General features: G+C 44.3%; 16 protein-coding genes, 1 tRNA gene and 1 other RNA gene. 13 read left to right on the forward strand and 5 right to left on the reverse strand.

What is annotated here, in order from left to right:
* Positions 1–132: 132 nt before the first annotated feature.
* The 3 genes from secG to AC3WVG_RS09240 all read right to left on the reverse strand — a co-directional run bounded on the left by secG (position 133) and on the right by AC3WVG_RS09240 (position 2,541).
* Positions 133–492 carry a preprotein translocase subunit SecG gene (gene secG / locus AC3WVG_RS09230; protein ID WP_252379940.1) on the reverse strand — a complete coding sequence of 120 codons (360 nt, stop codon included), beginning with the start codon at positions 490–492 and terminating at the stop codon, positions 133–135.
* A gap of 112 nt (positions 493–604) precedes the next feature.
* On the reverse strand, positions 605–1,360 hold the full coding sequence (gene tpiA / locus AC3WVG_RS09235) for a triose-phosphate isomerase (protein WP_488797847.1): 756 nt from the start codon (positions 1,358–1,360) through the stop codon (positions 605–607).
* Entirely contained in the window at positions 1,357–2,541 is a 1,185-nt protein-coding gene (locus tag AC3WVG_RS09240; protein ID WP_488797848.1) for a phosphoglycerate kinase, read from the reverse strand. The genes tpiA and AC3WVG_RS09240 overlap by 4 nt, the downstream gene beginning before the upstream one ends.
* A gap of 346 nt (positions 2,542–2,887) precedes the next feature.
* Between AC3WVG_RS09240 and AC3WVG_RS09245 the strand changes: the two genes are divergently transcribed.
* From AC3WVG_RS09245 to AC3WVG_RS09265, 5 genes are all read left to right on the forward strand, one after another.
* Entirely contained in the window at positions 2,888–3,823 is a 936-nt protein-coding gene (locus AC3WVG_RS09245; protein ID WP_488797849.1) for a radical SAM protein, read from the forward strand.
* Between the two features lie 26 nt (positions 3,824–3,849).
* On the forward strand, positions 3,850–4,269 hold the full coding sequence (locus tag AC3WVG_RS09250) for an archease (protein ID WP_488797850.1): 420 nt from the start codon (positions 3,850–3,852) through the stop codon (positions 4,267–4,269).
* Between the two features lie 42 nt (positions 4,270–4,311).
* Positions 4,312–5,742 carry an RtcB family protein gene (locus tag AC3WVG_RS09255; protein ID WP_488797851.1) on the forward strand — a complete coding sequence of 477 codons (1,431 nt, stop codon included), beginning with the start codon at positions 4,312–4,314 and terminating at the stop codon, positions 5,740–5,742.
* Positions 5,743–6,141: 399 nt separating this feature from the next.
* Positions 6,142–6,522 carry a DnaJ family domain-containing protein gene (locus AC3WVG_RS09260; RefSeq protein ID WP_488797852.1) on the forward strand — a complete coding sequence of 127 codons (381 nt, stop codon included), beginning with the start codon at positions 6,142–6,144 and terminating at the stop codon, positions 6,520–6,522.
* Positions 6,523–6,699: 177 nt separating this feature from the next.
* A complete protein-coding gene (locus tag AC3WVG_RS09265) occupies positions 6,700–7,125 on the forward strand; it encodes an FKBP-type peptidyl-prolyl cis-trans isomerase (protein WP_488797853.1) in 426 nt (141 codons plus the stop codon).
* Between the two features lie 35 nt (positions 7,126–7,160).
* Here AC3WVG_RS09265 and AC3WVG_RS09270 read toward each other — a convergent pair whose 3' ends face one another.
* Entirely contained in the window at positions 7,161–9,335 is a 2,175-nt protein-coding gene (locus AC3WVG_RS09270; RefSeq protein ID WP_488797854.1) for a RelA/SpoT family protein, read from the reverse strand.
* A 211-nt stretch (positions 9,336–9,546) separates the two neighbouring features.
* Positions 9,547–10,098, reverse strand: coding sequence for an AmmeMemoRadiSam system protein A (gene amrA, locus AC3WVG_RS09275; protein ID WP_252379950.1), 552 nt, complete (start codon positions 10,096–10,098; stop codon positions 9,547–9,549).
* Between the two features lie 351 nt (positions 10,099–10,449).
* Here amrA and AC3WVG_RS09280 point away from each other — a divergent pair.
* The 8 genes from AC3WVG_RS09280 to AC3WVG_RS09315 form a co-directional block, all read left to right on the forward strand.
* Positions 10,450–10,526, forward strand: a tRNA-Met gene (locus AC3WVG_RS09280).
* Between the two features lie 201 nt (positions 10,527–10,727).
* Positions 10,728–11,087, forward strand: a transfer-messenger RNA (tmRNA) gene (gene ssrA / locus AC3WVG_RS09285).
* 402 nt (positions 11,088–11,489) lie between these two features.
* The gene (locus AC3WVG_RS09290) at positions 11,490–11,747 is read left to right on the forward strand and encodes a restriction endonuclease subunit S domain-containing protein (RefSeq protein ID WP_488797855.1); all 258 of its coding nucleotides are present in this window, start codon (positions 11,490–11,492) and stop codon (positions 11,745–11,747) included.
* 57 nt (positions 11,748–11,804) lie between these two features.
* On the forward strand, positions 11,805–12,062 hold the full coding sequence (locus AC3WVG_RS09295; protein WP_488797856.1) for a restriction endonuclease subunit S domain-containing protein: 258 nt from the start codon (positions 11,805–11,807) through the stop codon (positions 12,060–12,062).
* 17 nt (positions 12,063–12,079) lie between these two features.
* Positions 12,080–13,600: a type I restriction-modification system subunit M gene (locus tag AC3WVG_RS09300; RefSeq protein WP_488797857.1), complete on the forward strand. Its 1,521-nt coding sequence runs from the start codon at positions 12,080–12,082 to the stop codon at positions 13,598–13,600.
* A complete protein-coding gene (locus AC3WVG_RS09305; protein ID WP_488797858.1) occupies positions 13,597–14,667 on the forward strand; it encodes a virulence RhuM family protein in 1,071 nt (356 codons plus the stop codon). The genes AC3WVG_RS09300 and AC3WVG_RS09305 overlap by 4 nt, the downstream gene beginning before the upstream one ends.
* 70 nt (positions 14,668–14,737) lie before the next feature.
* Positions 14,738–16,165, forward strand: coding sequence for an SIR2 family protein (locus AC3WVG_RS09310; RefSeq protein WP_488797859.1), 1,428 nt, complete (start codon positions 14,738–14,740; stop codon positions 16,163–16,165).
* The coding region (locus tag AC3WVG_RS09315; RefSeq protein ID WP_488797860.1) for a hypothetical protein at positions 16,162–16,555 on the forward strand (394 nt) is incomplete at its 3' end. The genes AC3WVG_RS09310 and AC3WVG_RS09315, both read left to right, overlap by 4 nt.

A 16,555-nucleotide genomic window follows, 5' to 3' on the forward strand; every position in this document is an offset into this window, starting at 1 on the left:
GAAGGGGGGACTCGAACCCCCACGGGCGTAGCCCACTACCCCCTCAAGATAGCGTGTCTACCAGTTCCACCACTTCGGCACAATATCAATAAACCCCTATAAAACGAGTAAGCAGAGCAGAGTTTATATACCCTACTGAGCGGATTGTCCAGTATTTTTACCTGAGTTTTGCTCGTTTTCCACCGGGACTTTGTTTGTCTCTGCAGGTACTGCAGGCTCTTCTGTTATTGGGGCATCAAGCACAATTGATGCCTTGCGGGCAGTATGCTTTTTGGCGCTCATATAAGTAAAAGTAAGAGAGGTACAGAAGAAGACTACCGCTGCTCCTGCAGTTAATTTGGACAAAAGCCCACCTGCACCACTACTGCCAAAAAGGCTACCACCGCCACCTCCAAAAATAACACCCATGCCTTCTTTGCCTGACTGTAGCAGGACCAGAATAACTAAGGCAATACAAGCAATAATATGGATAGTGATTATTAGAGTCTGCAACGAGAATTCCTCCTCTTGGAGATTATAGTTTGAAGTTTGAAGCCTGAAGCCTTAAAGTGACCAAGCCAACTATGGCACAGGAATTTGTCCGACTGAAGCAATAATAAAGGCTTTATTCTGCTAAAACGATTTGACTAAAGCTTTCAGCCTTCAAACTTGCCCCACCTACCAGCACTCCATCCACATTGTCAAGGCCAAGAATCTGACTGGCATTGTCGGGCTTTACACTACCCCCATATAATATTCTGATATCCTTATAGAACTGAAAATATTCAGCCAATTCATTACGAATAAATGTGTGCGCATGCACAATTTCCTTGGGCCCGGCCACTTCTCCGGTTCCAATGGCCCAAACCGGCTCATAGGCAATAGACAACCGCTGCGGCTCTATATCCTTTTCTACTCCGGCAAGACTTTTGGCGAGCTGGCGATGCAAAACTTCTTCTACCTGCCCTGTTTTGCGCTCTTCTATCTTTTCACCAATACATAAAATAATATTCAGCCCTTTTTCCAAGCCAAACCGAACCTTCTGACCAACGAACTCATCTGTTTCACCCAAAACATGTCTTCGCTCTGAATGACCGGCCAAGGCAAATGAGCAGCCCAAATCTATAAGCTGCACAGGACTTATCTCCCCAGTATATGCCCCTTGTTCTTCGGGATAAAAATTTTGGGCCCCCAGGTAATAGTTTTCTACTCCGGAAAAGACTTCGCCAACCCCTTTTAACAGTGTAAAGGAGGGAATTAAAAGCACTTCTCTATCAGCAGGCAAATCTTGCCTGGTAGCCACTAACAACTCACGGGCCGTCTGCATCCCTTCGGCCCAAGTTTTAAACATTTTCCAATTGGCCGCTATTAACTTCTTCATTGTTTGCACTCCTCTAAAGCCTTAAAAGCTGGTAGTTCCCTACCTTCTAAAAACTGTAAAAAAGACCCTCCGCCTGTAGAAATAAAACTGAATTTCTCTGTGAGCCCAGCCTTGTGGATCAAAGCATCCGTGTCACCTCCACCCACAATAGTCAAAGCATCCAGGTGGGCAATACTCTCTGCCAGGTTCAAAGATCCCTGGGCAAAGGTAGAGTTCTCAAAAGCTCCCATGGGTCCGTTCCAGACCACTGTACGGGCATCTCTGAGCACCTCGGCAAACAGGGTATGTGTTGCCGGTCCTATATCCAAAGCCATTTCTTCCTGAGGAATATCCTGATATGGACAGACTCCAGATGCCAACTCACCATCCGGACTTGTACCAGTAATAAAGTCAACAGGTAAATACAGGCTAACTCCTTTTTCTCTGGCTGTAACCAAAATCTTTTGGGCCTCTGAAATAAGGTCTTTCTCTACTAGAGACCTGCCCATGGCCACACCCTGGGCCTGTAAAAAAGTATTGGCCATGGCCCCGCCTATAATCAGTCTGTCCACTTTATCCAACAAGCTGTTTAAGATTCCAAGCTTAGAAGAAACCTTTGCTCCGCCAGACACGGCCACAAAGGGACGCTCAGGATTTTTCAAGGCCTTCCGCAAATACTTCCATTCTCTTTCCAGCAAAAGACCTGCGCAACATTTTGACACGTATTTAGCTACCTCTACAACAGATGCGTGTTCCCGATGGGCAACTCCAAAGGCATCATTAACATAAATCTCTCCCATCCTGGCTAATTCACGGGCAAATTCAGGATCATTTTTCTGCTCACCAGGGTGAAAACGGAGATTCTCCAAAAGCATAATTTGCCCTGGCTTTAAGCTTTGAGCTAGGTTCAAGACTTCTTCCCCAATACAATCCGGAGCCATAATCACATCCCTATTCAACAACTCTTTAAGCCTTTCAGCAACGGGCTTAAGGGATAGCTCAGGCCTCTTCTTCCCCTTAGGTTTGCCCAGGTGTGAACAAAGAACAACGCTAGCTCCTTTTTCCAGAAGATAATTGATCGTAGGCAGACTAGCTCTAATTCGGTTGTCATCAGTAATAGCCCCATCTTTTAAGGGCACGTTATAGTCTACGCGCATGATGATTCTTTTGCCCTGGATATCAACCTGATCCAAAAACAGCATACGCCCTCTCCTTGTCCTGGAGTTCAGAGTTTCAAGTTAACGGTTCAAAATTATGCCTAATTTAATCCAAAAAAATCAAAATTCTAGCCAGCTTTAATTTAATACCAGTAAAAATTCAATGTAAATTTCATCGGCTCTGTCAAATTTGACCAGGTAGCACTAGAACCACTTTATAAGTTTATGATTGAATTTTTTTATTAAAATATTATATATATTAGTTGCAACTTTTTTTCAGCAAGATTGATCGTGTTCTTGCCTCTCCCAACTTTGTCAACTAACCTCTTGAAAAAAATAACAGGTCTACACGTGCTTATACTTCACATCCCACAAAAAAAGGGGAACATCTATGCAACCAGTCTATATCAAAACCTATAAATCCGGTGAGCTCCAAAAAAAGATAACTCGATTCAAACAGATCTTAAAAGATTGCACCCTTTGCCCCCGTAAGTGTCATGTCCGGCGTACAGACAACGAACTAGGGCTTTGCAAGACCGGTCGGCTGGCCCAGGTTGCCAGCTTTGACCTCCATTTTGGTGAAGAGTCACCTCTGGTTGGTAAGGGAGGATCTGGGGCCATCTTTTTTGCCCATTGCAACCTTGGGTGTGTATTTTGTCAAAACTATTCTATCAGCCTAAGCGATACCAAGTTTCAAGAAGTTTATCCCAACCAACTGGCCTTTATCATGCTTGAATTACAAAAAAAGGGAGCTGAAAATATCAACCTTGTCACCCCATCTCATGTAGTAGCGCAAGTTGTAGAGGCTTTACCCGAAGCCATTGAACAAGGTCTGAATTTGCCCTTGGTCTACAATACCAGTTCCTATGATAGTCTGAACACCCTCAAGTTACTAGACGGAGTCATAGATATTTATCTGGCCGACGTAAAATTTTTCTCATCCAAACACTCCAAAAAATACACCCGTGCCACTGATTACCCAGAGGTAGCTATGCAAGCTATCCAGGAAATGTATGCCCAGGTAGGCGGTATGGTTCTGGATGCCCGGGGCTTGGTCCGAAAAGGGTTAATGGTCCGGCACCTGCTGATGCCAAGTGATATTGCTGACACGGACAAATGGCTGGAATTTCTTCACGAGCATAAAATGCATGATGTTTATTTAAATATCATGGACCAGTATCATCCTGCTGGCCGTGCTGACGAATTTCCAGAACTAATGGATAAAATCACTTATACACAATGGGAAAAGGCCGTGACCAAGGCCCAAAAAATGGGCTTTAAATATATTGATCCTGGCAGCTCTAGAATTTTTAAGCTATTATTTTAACTGGAAATCTATGGAGAATCAAAAAAATGAAACCATATTGGGAACATTTCTATCATCAGGCTGATATTGGCATTCTTGGGGCCGGCCCGACTGTTCCTTCCGCCTTTGCGCAGGCAGGGTTGGCTTTAACTGCCGTGATCACAGAACTCGATAAAGTGCGCCCTGTTCAGGAAAAAGAAATTTCTATTGAAGCTCCTGATCTGGATATTCTTTTCTTTGATTACATAAATGAAATAATCTTTCTTATCTCCACACAAGGGATGCTTTTTTCCGAATACACGGTCAAAATTGAAAACCTTAGCCTTGAGGCAATAATAAAGGGCGAACCCATAGATGTCCAAAAGCATGCTCCTGCTGTCGAAGTCAAAGGAGCCACTTTTAGTGGGCTAAAGGTCTTTAAAAACAACCAAGGTTTCTGGGTTGCAAAGTGCATAGTCGATGTCTAATTTTAGTTTAAAAATTTAAGCGGGCCTCTAAAAGGAGTAATTATGGATTTGTCCTGTTTTAAAAAAATCAGTCACTGGACCTGGCAACTTATGCCGGAAGACCGCATGCGCGTTCCGGCTATAATTTTTGCAAGCGAATCACTTTTAGCAGAGATGGACGACAAGGTACTGGAACAATTATCTAATGTTGCCACCTTGCCAGGTATCGTTGCCGCGAGCATGGCCATGCCTGATGCCCATTGGGGATATGGTTTTCCCATAGGCGGAGTGGCCGCCTTTGACCCTGACCTGGGCGGTGTTGTTTCTGCCGGCGGGGTTGGGTTTGATATTGCCTGTGGTGTCCGCACTCTTCTGACGGGATTACACTTTGAAGAAATTTTGCCTCGAAAAAAAAACCTGGCTGACCTTCTCTTCCAGACCATTCCTGCCGGTCTTGGCTCAAAAGGAAATCTCAAAGTCAAAAACAAGGATATGGACCAACTTCTTCTCAAGGGGGCTAAATGGGCTGTTGAACAAGGCTATGGAGATAAGGCGGATCTGGACAAAATAGAGGAAAGAGGAACAGCTAAAGGAGCTCGGCCAGAATTTGTCTCCGCAAAGGCCAAACAAAGACAGGAAAGGGAAATGGGTACCCTAGGCTCAGGCAACCACTACCTTGAAGTCCAGGTCATTGAGGAAATCTATGATCAAAAAGTGGCTCAAGTCTTTGGTCTGCGCCAAAATGATTGTGTGGTGAGTATCCATTGCGGTTCAAGAGGTTTGGGCCATCAAATTGCTACGGAATTTATGCGCGAAATGATCATGGAAGCCAAAAGGCAAAAAATTTATCTTCCGGACCGGGATCTGGCCTGTGCCCCTATTAACTCTAAAACCGGACAAGAATATCTTGGAGCCATGCGCGCAGCTATTAACTGTGCTCTGGCCAACAGACAAATTTTAACCCATCTGGTCAGACAGACCTTTGATGTTGTTTTTCCAGGAATTAACATGCCTTTGCTTTATGATGTTGCCCACAATACCTGCCGGGAAGAATACCATGAAGTTTCCGGCCAAAAAAGAAAGCTCTTTGTACACAGAAAAGGCGCTACCAGGGCTTTTGGGCCTGGTCATCCTGACTTGCCTTTAGAGTATCGAGATGTTGGCCAGCCTGTTTTAATCGGTGGCAGTATGGGCACTTCTTCTTATATCCTGGTTGGAACTGAAAAAGGCATGCAATTAAGTTTTGGTTCAGCCTGCCATGGTGCTGGCCGGACCATGAGCAGAAGACAAGCTAAAAAAATGTACACCGGGCCAAAAATTGTTCAAGACTTGGATCAGCAAGGCATTGAGATTCGCGGTCATTCCTATCGGGGCCTGGCCGAAGAGGCTCCTGACGCGTACAAAGATGTTTCCGAGGTAGTGGAAGTTGCCCATAAGACGCATCTGGCGTATAAAGTGGCCCGGCTTAGACCGATTATTTGTATAAAAGGGTGAGGGGCGAAAATAAACTTTCTTTTTAGAGTCTGTGGCCAAACCTTACTTAAGAGGACAATTTTTCATAATTTTTTTTCAATCCTGATTTCTAATCTGGTAGTCAAAATGGGGTTTGGCTCCAGACTCTTTAACTAAATTGAGCGATTTTTTGTAGTTCAAACTTTGAGATTGCTTTGCTCCACTTTGCTTAAGCTCGCAATGACATAGCCCACATCCGTCATTACGAGGGTAGCGAAGCTGTCCATGGTAATCTCACCCATTGTGAGAAAATCGCTGGCTCAAATCTACTTTTATTCCAATGTGTTTAATGTAAAACTAAAATAATAATCGCTCACCTCAGGTTTTATTAAAGATATTTAATAAGTATTATTTGCGTCATACGCGTTAATAGAGTTGCTTATGGATATATTTATTAAAATTGCTGAAGAAAAAATTAAAGAGGCTCAAGCTAAAGGAGAATTTGACAATCTTCCAGGAAAAGGTAAACCTCTAAATCTTGACGAAGACAATCATGTTCCACAGGAGTTAAGAATTGCTTACAAAATCCTCAAAAATAGCGGATATATACCCCCGGAAATACAAGCACAAAAGGAAATAAAATCTACTTTAGATCTTCTTAAACATTGTACAGATGAGCGAGAAAAGTATAAAAAAATCCAAAAGTTAAACCTTTTAATCACAAAAATGAATATCGTCCGAAAAGTGCCTGTGAATCTGGAACAAGAGCAACTCTATTATGAAAAAATTGTGGACAAGGTCAAAATTAAAAATAAGAAATGAGTTTAGAGTTTAAGTCATAGATATCGAATCGACAAACACGGACGCTCAAAGTGGTAAATCAAAGAGCAAATGTGTTTGGAGAAGGGAAACATAGCAATCAAATGCCTAAGTATTCTCTGATCGAAGATACTCTAAACTTAAAACTCTAAACACTAAACTTAAATCAAAGGAGATTTTATGGCTAAAATTCAAGACGGAACAGTGGTTAAAGTCCACTACACTGGCAAGTTGGACGATGGAACAGTTTTTGATACTTCTGACGGCAGAGAACCACTAGAGTTCACCATTGGCCAAGGTCAGGTTATTCCTGGTTTTGAAAATGCTGTCAAAGAAATGGAACCGGGAGAGAAGAAAACAATAACCATTCCAAGTGACGAAGCCTATGGCCCCCATAATGAAGACATGGTTATTCAAGTGCCGAAAGAACATCTGCCTCCTGACATTCCTCAAGATGTTGGGCAACAACTACTCTTGCGCCATCCAAGCGGCCAGGAATTTCCAGCAACCATTGTCGATGTCAGCGAGGACCAAATAACTCTGGATGCCAATCATCCATTGGCAGGACAAAACCTTACTTTTGAAATTGAGTTGGTCTCAGCCTAGACAATAGTCCACACAATTTGCGGTTAGAAAGGCGGCTAAAAAGCCGCCTTTCTTTTATTCACCGTCATCCGGGTAACCTCCAAGACAGGTTCCAATTTGCGCATGCTTTCGATGGCCTTGTACAGGTGCGTGCTGTTGTTAACCAGAACAGTAAAAACAATTTCAGACCGACCATCAACATTAGATTTGAATGTCCCGGAATCAATATCAATATCTTCCTCTGTCAAAAGACTACTAACCAACGCTAGAACACCCTTTTCATTTTTGCAAACAATTTTAATCTTCGCGGGAAATGCTTTTTCTACCCCCACTTCCCAGGCTACTTCCAGCATTCGTTCCGGTTCCATCCGCTCTACATTAGGACAGTCTGTAGTATGGATGGTTACCCCTCTGCCTCTACTGATATAACCTATTATAGGATCCCCGGGAATAGGATTGCAACATTTGGCAAACCTGAGCAAAACATCGCCAACCCCTTTGATGCGTACCCCATCTTTTCTTGGCCCCTTAAGGCGCTCTTTCTCTTCCCTTTGCGCGACTTCGCCCTTTTCCAGCTCCGTTTTAGGCTCTTCTTTGGGCAATAGGCGGTTTAAAACCTGCCTGGGTGTAATCCGGGCATAGCCAACGGCAGATAAAAGATCTTCTACACTTTTATAAGAAAAATCCCGGGCAACTTCCTCCAGTTGCCCTTCTCTAAGAATCTTCTGGATATTCAAGCCCAGTTTCCGGCCTTCTTTTTCCAGAACCTCCCGACCTAAAGCAATACTCGTTTCACGCTCTTCATTACGGATCCAATGCTTGATTCTGGTCCTAGCCTTGGCTGTTTTGACGAACTTCAGCCAGTCACGACTAGGATTTCTGTGGGGATCAGTAATAATTTCAACAACATCACCGTTTTTTAGCTTGGTGTTTAATGGTACTAAACGCCCGTTTACTTTTGCCCCGGCACAATGATCTCCAACCTCTGAATGAATCATGTATGCAAAATCAACCGGAGTAGCCCCCTCTGGAAGCTCTTTAACTTCGCCCCTAGGAGTGAATACATAAACTTCGTCCTGAAACAAATCAAAACGAAGTGAGGCCATGAATTCTCGTGGATCTTTTAGTTCTTGCTGCCAATCAAGAATTCTACGCAGCCAGCTAAAACGTTCGGCATCTTTTTCTTTTAGTTTTGTACCACCTTCCTTATATTTCCAGTGCGCTGCCACGCCGTATTCTGCCAGCTGATGCATCTCTTCAGTTCTGATCTGAATTTCAATACGTTCGCCATCAGGACCAATGACCGTCGTATGCAAACTTTGGTACATATTGGCCTTGGGCATGGAAATATAGTCCTTAAATCTTCCTGGCACAGGCTTCCATATGGCATGGACCAGACCCAAAACCGCATAACAATCTTTGATACTTTTGACGATGACCCTAAAAGCTATGAGATCATAGACCTGGTCCAGAGTCAGGCCCTGCTGAACCATTTTATGATAAATACTGTAAATATGTTTGACCCGACCAGAAACGCGGCCTTGAATGGAATTTTCCTCCAGGATATTTTTTATGAGGTCGCACACCTTATCAATATATTGTTGCCCGGTTGTCTGATGCCTTTTAATTCCATCTTCGATCTGATGGAAGATATCTGGCCGGCTATACTTAAGACTCAAATCCTCCAATTCAACTTTCAAACGATAAAGACCGAGACGGTTTGCCAACGGGGCATAAATATCGAGGGTTTCTTTGGCAATAAGCCTTTGTTTGATGTCCTTCTGAAATTCCAGAGTGCGCACATTGTGTAACCTGTCGGCTAACTTGACCATGATCACTCGAATATCATCGGCCATGGCCAAAATCATCTTACGGATATTTTCCGCCTGGGCTTCCTCCTTGGAATCAAACTTCATTTTGCTAATTTTGGTCACACCATCTACAATCTTGGCAACTTCCGACCCAAAATGACGTTCTAACTCCTCAATGCTCGCTCTGGTATCTTCAACAGTGTCATGTAATAGCCCGGCAGCAATGGTTGATGCATCGAGATGCATTTCCGCCAGGATATTGGCCACCTCTAGGGGATGAGAAAGATATGGTTCACCGCTAAGGCGGATCTGACCCGCATGGGCCGCAGCTGAAAATACATAGGCCTTTTGAATCAGTGCCAGGTCGGAACTAGTCAGGTATGGAGAGACTTTGTCTATAATTTCATTTATTCGAATCATAATTTTCGTAAATCGTAAAAAAATTTATATTTATGCTATAAAGTTGAGAGCGGGAAAAACTAAATTCATTTACCAAACCATTAGGCTTATAGAGTCTGTGGCCAAACCATACTTAAGAGGACAAGTTTTCATAATTTTTTCAATCCTGATTTCTAATCTGGTAGTCCAAGTTGGTTTGGCTACAGACTCTATAATGACTTGTCCCTCCCTTTTAAAAAACCACGGCCTGGAACCAATAAATCTCTGTTTGTGGATCTTGCCAACAATTCATGGGCAACCCCGCCTTTTGACAGGTATGAGCCAAGAATGTTTCCCTATCCCAGCCCCACTCTGTAGCTACCTGGGGCAGAAGCAGGCCCGAATACCAGCCTTTACGCACCAAAAGACCATGTTTTCCTGGAACAATTTTATTTAAGTCCGGAACCCTCTCCAGAGGACTCAAAATCGAAATTTCTATCTCCACCCTGTCTAATTCGGCCTTGCTTAAAGGCGGAAATCTGGGGTCTTCAAAAGCAGCGGCCCTGGCCATTTTAACTATAGTTTGCGTTAATGGTTCATCGCCTACTATATGGCCAATGCAGCCACGTAACTGACCGTTAATTTTCAAAGTCACAAACGCTCCAAAATGCTCATTTAATTTCTCTGTTGGAGGCAGAGGAAAGTTTATTTCTTGTCCTTCCAGCTTGGATTTTATACTTAAAAAAGCCAGGTCCTTAAGATACTTTTTCTCTTCGTCAGTTAAATTAAAAACAAAATTATCCATATCTTATCCTCTTTTAGAGATTACCCTATGAAATAGTGATATTTGAAAATCTGATCTGGTTAGACTTTTAAACTCTGTAAAAACAAAAGGAATACCCCACACCTTAAAATGTGAAGCTTAGCCCGGAAAAAAATCCTTCACAACAAAGTTTCTTCGGTACCGAGCCTGCCCTCAATGCAGCAAAAGATTCAGAGTTTAAAGTCTAACATTCCCGAAAGGTTCAAAAAGCAGTTTAAAAATGAGAGAAATTCTTTCTTTTGTCAAACCGAACAACCTTAAACCGTAATCAAATTTTCTCAAATTAACACTTGATTTTTCCAGAAATAATATATAAAGAACTAGGTCTCTTTTGGCGAGGTAGCTCAGCTGGTCAGAGCATGCGGCTCATATCCGCAGAGTCGGGGGTTCAAGTCCCTCCCTCGCTACCAACAAGAAGTATAACTCTTGGAGATTATTCTTCAAGAGTTTTTCTTTTTTCAAACCCCTTGCCAAAAAAAGTTTTATGTCTTATATGATAAACAAGTTAAAAACGTGTTCATTGATATACCTTTTAAATAACTAATCGTAGCAAATCGCTGAACAGATTTTCTCGATTAATTCATTTAATCATGGCATCCAGATTTGGAAAAGGGGGCGCCATGGTTTCGACGGGGACGGTTGAAGCCAAGGTTGCAGGCCGAGGTGCTGCGGGGACCTCGTAAAACACGCAGCAACAGAATAAATGCCAACGATTACGAATACGCACTGGCTGCTTAATTTTCGCCAGCGCTTCTCTAGCCGATGCCTGATAGGCTAGAAGAAGCGACGACGCATCAGGCTGGCCGTGGAATTGAGTCTGACAATTCCAGGGCGAGAACTTCTTCAGACTGGTTTTCAAGATGCCTGACCAGGGGCTTACTTGAAAACGAGAAAATAAACCTGGTCTAAGCCTGTAGACGCCTTGAGCGGAGCGTTCTCGGACGGGGGTTCGACTCCCCCCGCCTCCACCAATTTCCTCCCAATTATCAATCCTTTCGGATAGTTATATCCCCCCAGTTGTGGTAATTTCGAGCTTTACACAAAGTTTTTACACAAATATGTGTCAAAAAATATCTACACATCTTGTTAGCGCGTTAATGGCGTAAACATATAGCGACAGGATTTGTGTCTCATCAAAGTAAAATGAGACACAAGCTACATTATTTCTATTCCATGAAACACAACTCACCCTTTTTATAATCATACGAAACCCGACGCCAGACTAGTCTCTGGGGAATAATACCTAAGAGAGTTTTTACCCTCCAAAGCAAGTCAGTAAAAAAAGTACTGACAAGTTCTTGATACAACAAACTTTCATAACTATAGATTAAGTCAGTAGATCGCTTACTGAAAGAGTTTGAAGGTTACATACAATGAAAATATTTTCTCTGAAGACATTAGCCACCATTCAGGTGGGCTATCAGGCTAGGGCCAAAATAAAAGAAGATGCGCACGGAACGCATCGACTGATTCAAGGTAAGGATTTTGACGATTCGCACACCTTGCAAATGGACGAGCTTGTTTCCTTTTTTCCTGAAAGAAAACCTGAGCTATATGCGGTGCAAAAGGGAGACGTGCTTTTTCAGGCTCGCGGGACAGAACACTTTGCCTACTGCATCACAACAGATTAAAAAAACACATTGGCAGCAAGCTCTTTTTACATAATCCGCCTGAAAACGAAAACTCTGTTGCCTGAATATCTGGCCTGGTGGATCAACCAGAGACCAGCTCAATCTTATTTTCAAACACACGGTGGTGGAACCGGCATATCCTTTGTCTCAAAAAATGTACTTTCCCACCTTAAAGTGAAAGTGCCTCCCATTGCTGTCCAGGAAAAAATCAAAAAGGTAATTTCCCTATGGAGGCGGGAGCAGGACTTGCTCGACCGTCTGGCAGTTCGCCGGGCTCGCCTGGTTAAGGCGATTTGTTTAAAATCAATCACATAAACAGGGAGAACCGTCCAATGAGCCCTCATGTTTCGCAAAAAGAAATCAACAATGTCATCTGGCGTGCTTGTGACACCTTCCGCGGCGCTATTGATCCGGCGGAATACAAGAACTACATTCTCACTATGCTCTTCATTAAGTATATGAGCGACCTGTGGAAGGATAAGCGTGATGAGTATGAAAAGAAATATAATGGTGATCAGAAGCGTGTTAAACGAGCATTAAGTCGTGAACGATTCGTAGTGCCTCCTGAATCAGACTTTGATTATCTTTACAGCAAGCGCGAAGAGCCAAACATCGGCGAGATCATCAATATCGCTCTTGAAAAAATTGAGGATGCCAACAAGTCAAAACTCGAAAATGTCTTTCGCAACATCGATTTCAACAGCGAACCTGCCCTTGGACAGACCAAAGAACGCAATCGTCGCCTAAAAAATCTCCTTGAGGATTTTGCCGACGAGCGTCTTGATCTCCGTCCTTCACATATCGGCAGTCGTGATGTGATCGGTGATGTGTATGAATATCTAATCGCCCGTTTTGCAGCAGGCGCAGGCAAAAAGGCTGGCGAGTTTTACACCCCGCCCGAAGTTTCTACCCTGCTGGCCAAACTACTTAATCCAAAACCAGGAGATCGCATCTGTGATCCTGCATGCGGATCAGGATCGCTTCTTATCAAGGTAGGTCAGGAAGTTGGCAGCAAAAACTTTGCCCTATTCGGACAGGAGTCTAACGGCTCTACCTGGTCACTTTGCCGGATGAACATGTTCCTGCATGGCATGGATTCCGCCAGGATCGAATGGTGCGACACCATCAACAATCCTAAGTTGATTGAAAACGATGAGTTGATGCGCTTCAACATCGTGGTCGCCAATCCGCCTTTTTCACTGGATAAGTGGGGGCATGAAAACGCAAGTCATGACCGCTTCAATCGCTTCTGGCGAGGAATTCCCCCCAAGAGCCGCGGGGACTATGCCTTTATTACCCACATGGTTGAAATAGCCTTGGAAGGTGAAGGTAAGGTCGGAGTGATCGTGCCGCATGGTGTGCTGTTCCGCGGCGGTGCCGAGGGAACAATTCGCAGAAAATTTATTGAGGAAAACATTCTTGAGGCGGTGATCGGCCTGCCTGCCCGGCTCTTCTACGGAACCGGCATTCCAGCCACCATCCTGATCTTCAACAAAGGCCGCAAACCTTGGGATCAGGCCGAAACCATTCGTGATAAACATATCCTGTTCATCGACGCCAGCCGCGAATTTGAGGACGGTAAAAAACAAAACCGTCTGCGCGATCAGGACATCGAGAAGATCGTCTCCACTTTCCGCAAGTTCAAAGAAATCGACAAATATTCTCACCTGGCCACGCTGGAGGAAATCCAGGAGGCCGAGTTTAACCTGAACATTCCGCGTTATGTTGATACTTTTGAGGAGGAAGAGGATATTGATATAGCTGCGGTGCGGAAGGAGATTCAAGAAATAGAGGCGGAGCTGGCTAAGACGCAGGAAGAACTGAACAGATATCTGGAGGAGCTGGGATTATGAGTGAAAGCAGACAGCTATCTCCGGAAGAGCCCAAAGGCGAATTGCTGATTTACCGGAGCGAAGATGGACAGGTAAAGCTGGAGGTTCGTCTCGAAAACGAAACTATGTGGCTTACTCAAAAAATGATGGCGGAGCTTTTTCAAGTAACGGTTCCTACCATAAATGAACATATCAAAAATATCTATAAAGAAGGAGAGCTTATCCAGGAAGCAACTATTCGGAAATTCCGAATAGTTCAAAATGAAGGTCGCAGGCAGGTAGCCAGGCAGGTCGATTTCTACAATCTGGATATGATTATTTCAGTGGGCTACCGGGTGAAAAGTCTGATCGCTACCCGTTTCCGGATCTGGGCTACTCAACGCCTCAAAGAGTACATCATCAAGGGATTTGTCATCGATGACGAGCGCTTAAAAAACCCACCTGTGCCAGGGTCATTTGTGCCGGACTATTTCGATGAGATGCTGGAACGCATCCGTGATATCCGGGCAAGCGAACGGCGGATGTACTTGCGGGTCAGGGAAATTTTTGCAATGGCCGCAGACTACGAGCCTTCACATTCGGAAACCACAAAATTTTTCAGCATCATCCAGAACAAGCTACACTATGCCGCAACCGGCATGACTGCAGCCGAACTGATTAAAAGCAGGGCCAATCATCTGCTCCCCAATATGGGATTGAACAACTGGAAAGGGGATGAGGTGCGAAAAACCGATGTCACTATCGCCAAAAATTATCTCAAAGAGCATGAAATCGATGAATTGAACCGCATCGTTGTTATGTGGCTGGACTTTGCCGAGGATCAGGCCAGACGGCGCAAACAGATATTTCTCAAAGATTGGGAACAAAAACTGGATGAATTCCTCCGCTTTAATGATCGTCAGGTTCTGCCCAACGCAGGGAAAATCGGCAAAAAAGAGGCCGACGATTTTGCCCGGCAGGAATATGAAAAATTTGCCGCCCGCCGCAGAGAATACAAGGAAGCCATAGGAGAAGCGGAACTCATAAAACACCTTGAAGAAACGGCAAAACAACTTATTGCTGAAAATAGCAAGAGGCAGAAGATATGAGCAAGCGGAACGAAAATAGACCGGGGTATAAGAAAACCAGAGTCGGAGGAATACCAGAGGAGATTTAATTATGAGCAACGAGACTGGAAACCAAAACAAAAATGGCAAGGCAGATAAAATTAACATACTGAAAAGTCGGGATGATCCAAAGCCGGTGTTTTTTGAAAAAGCAGAGGACGAAAAATTTAAACTTTGTCCAGATACTAAATGTTCCTGGCTCAAGCAAGACGAGACCTTCGGCACTAACAAGCTTCGTCCTCGTATTGAACCCTGGCTCACCGCATTGGTTCAATCAGAATATCTTTCGTTGCTTCTCGGCTCTGGACTTACTCACTCAGTTCATTGGACAGCAAAAGGTAGTTGCCTGCCCGGCATGGAAAAAGCTGAGTTCAGTGTTTTCCAGTCTCAAATTGACGAAGCCGCTACAGCAACTGCAAAGGCTACAGAACGAGAGAGGCCAAACCTTGAAGATCAAATCCGAGTGGCTAATGAATTGCTTTCTGGTCTCGAACATTATTGTCCTAAGTCTGATACATCCGCCGAATCTGGGAAACTCAGAAAAAAAATCGAAAAACTTAGGCAGAATATCTCGCAAGTGTTAAACGACTTTGCAAAATCAATCCTTGACGGAGAAAGGAGTATCGCATCTGCAGACGAATCCAAGAGAGAAGAAGCTTTCGGCTATCTGGTCAACTTTTTGATGAGCTTTGCCAGCCGTTCAGGAACAAGGGACAGATTGCAAATCTTCACCACCAATTATGACCGCCTGATCGAAGCTGGTGCAGAAGTGGCCGGATTGCATCTCTTGGATCGTTTTGTCGGTAACCTCTCCCCCATCTTTCGATCTTCCCGTCTGAATATTGACATGCACTACAATCCGCCTGGTATTCGGGGTGAACCCCGATATCTGGAAGGGGTTGCTCGTTTCTCCAAGCTTCATGGGTCGGTTGACTGGGTTCAGGCAGGACGGGATATTCGGCGAATGGGGCTGCCTTTTGGGGCTGATGCCGTGGATCCATACCTTAATGCTCCAGGCTTACAAGATGCTACGGCGTTGAATTTGATGATTTATCCGAATTCGGCAAAGGATCGGGAAACGGCAGCCTATCCCTATGTTGAACTTTTTCGTGACTTTGCCGCGGCAGTGTGCCGCCCGAACAATACATTGGTTACTTATGGATACAGCTTCGGCGATGAGCATATAAACCGGGTTATAAAGGATATGCTGACCATTCCCTCCACTCATTTGGTAATTATCTCGTATGACGATCCTATGGGGAGAATCAAAAAGACGTATCAAGAGATCGCACGCCCTGCCCAGATGACACTTCTTGTCGGAAACCACTTGGGAGACTTGAAAACGCTGGTTGACCACTATCTGCCCAAACCGGCAATTGATCGCACCACTTTCCGCATGGCCGAACTTCTAAAAGCCCGTTTAGGAACAGAACAGACGGAAAAAGGCGACGACGAAGCAGTGGGAGGTGAGGAAAAATGAATCCCAGTCCACTTGAATACGCGGAATCGTTGCGCATTGGGATGGTAGAGTTTGTTTCACCAGATGAGATCAAAGTATCCCTTGATATTGAAACTCCGGAATCCGTCGCATTGAATGCCGGTCTGCCCCGTCCGTTTCCCCGCGTGAACAGCTATGTTCTTATTCCCAGTGACGAGGGATATTTAGTCGGCCAGGTGGAATGGCTTACAATTGAGCGTTCTGCCTATCCCAAACGGCGCGGGATGAAAGATTTCGGTCTGGTTGATTTGCCGTATCCCCTGCGGAAAATGAGCCTCAATCCACTTGGCACACTTCGCAAAACGATCGACAACGGTAAGGATACCTTTCGTTTCAGGCGTGGAGCTGATGCGTTTCCGTCCGTTGGTGACA

The sequence above is a fragment of the Desulfovulcanus sp. genome (genome assembly GCF_982781345.1).

Coding starts and splice junctions, on each gene's coding strand:
- tpiA (WP_488797847.1), bottom strand. CDS start 1,360: ATGAAGAAGTTAATAGCGGCCAATTGGAAAATGTTTAAAACTTGGGCC.
- AC3WVG_RS09240 (WP_488797848.1), bottom strand. CDS start 2,541: ATGCTGTTTTTGGATCAGGTTGATATCCAGGGCAAAAGAATCATCATG.
- AC3WVG_RS09245 (WP_488797849.1), top strand. CDS start 2,888: ATGCAACCAGTCTATATCAAAACCTATAAATCCGGTGAGCTCCAAAAA.
- AC3WVG_RS09250 (WP_488797850.1), top strand. CDS start 3,850: ATGAAACCATATTGGGAACATTTCTATCATCAGGCTGATATTGGCATT.
- AC3WVG_RS09255 (WP_488797851.1), top strand. CDS start 4,312: ATGGATTTGTCCTGTTTTAAAAAAATCAGTCACTGGACCTGGCAACTT.
- AC3WVG_RS09260 (WP_488797852.1), top strand. CDS start 6,142: ATGGATATATTTATTAAAATTGCTGAAGAAAAAATTAAAGAGGCTCAA.
- AC3WVG_RS09265 (WP_488797853.1), top strand. CDS start 6,700: ATGGCTAAAATTCAAGACGGAACAGTGGTTAAAGTCCACTACACTGGC.
- AC3WVG_RS09270 (WP_488797854.1), bottom strand. CDS start 9,335: ATGATTCGAATAAATGAAATTATAGACAAAGTCTCTCCATACCTGACT.
- amrA (WP_252379950.1), bottom strand. CDS start 10,098: ATGGATAATTTTGTTTTTAATTTAACTGACGAAGAGAAAAAGTATCTT.
- AC3WVG_RS09290 (WP_488797855.1), top strand. CDS start 11,490: ATGAAAATATTTTCTCTGAAGACATTAGCCACCATTCAGGTGGGCTAT.
- AC3WVG_RS09300 (WP_488797857.1), top strand. CDS start 12,080: ATGAGCCCTCATGTTTCGCAAAAAGAAATCAACAATGTCATCTGGCGT.
- AC3WVG_RS09305 (WP_488797858.1), top strand. CDS start 13,597: ATGAGTGAAAGCAGACAGCTATCTCCGGAAGAGCCCAAAGGCGAATTG.
- AC3WVG_RS09310 (WP_488797859.1), top strand. CDS start 14,738: ATGAGCAACGAGACTGGAAACCAAAACAAAAATGGCAAGGCAGATAAA.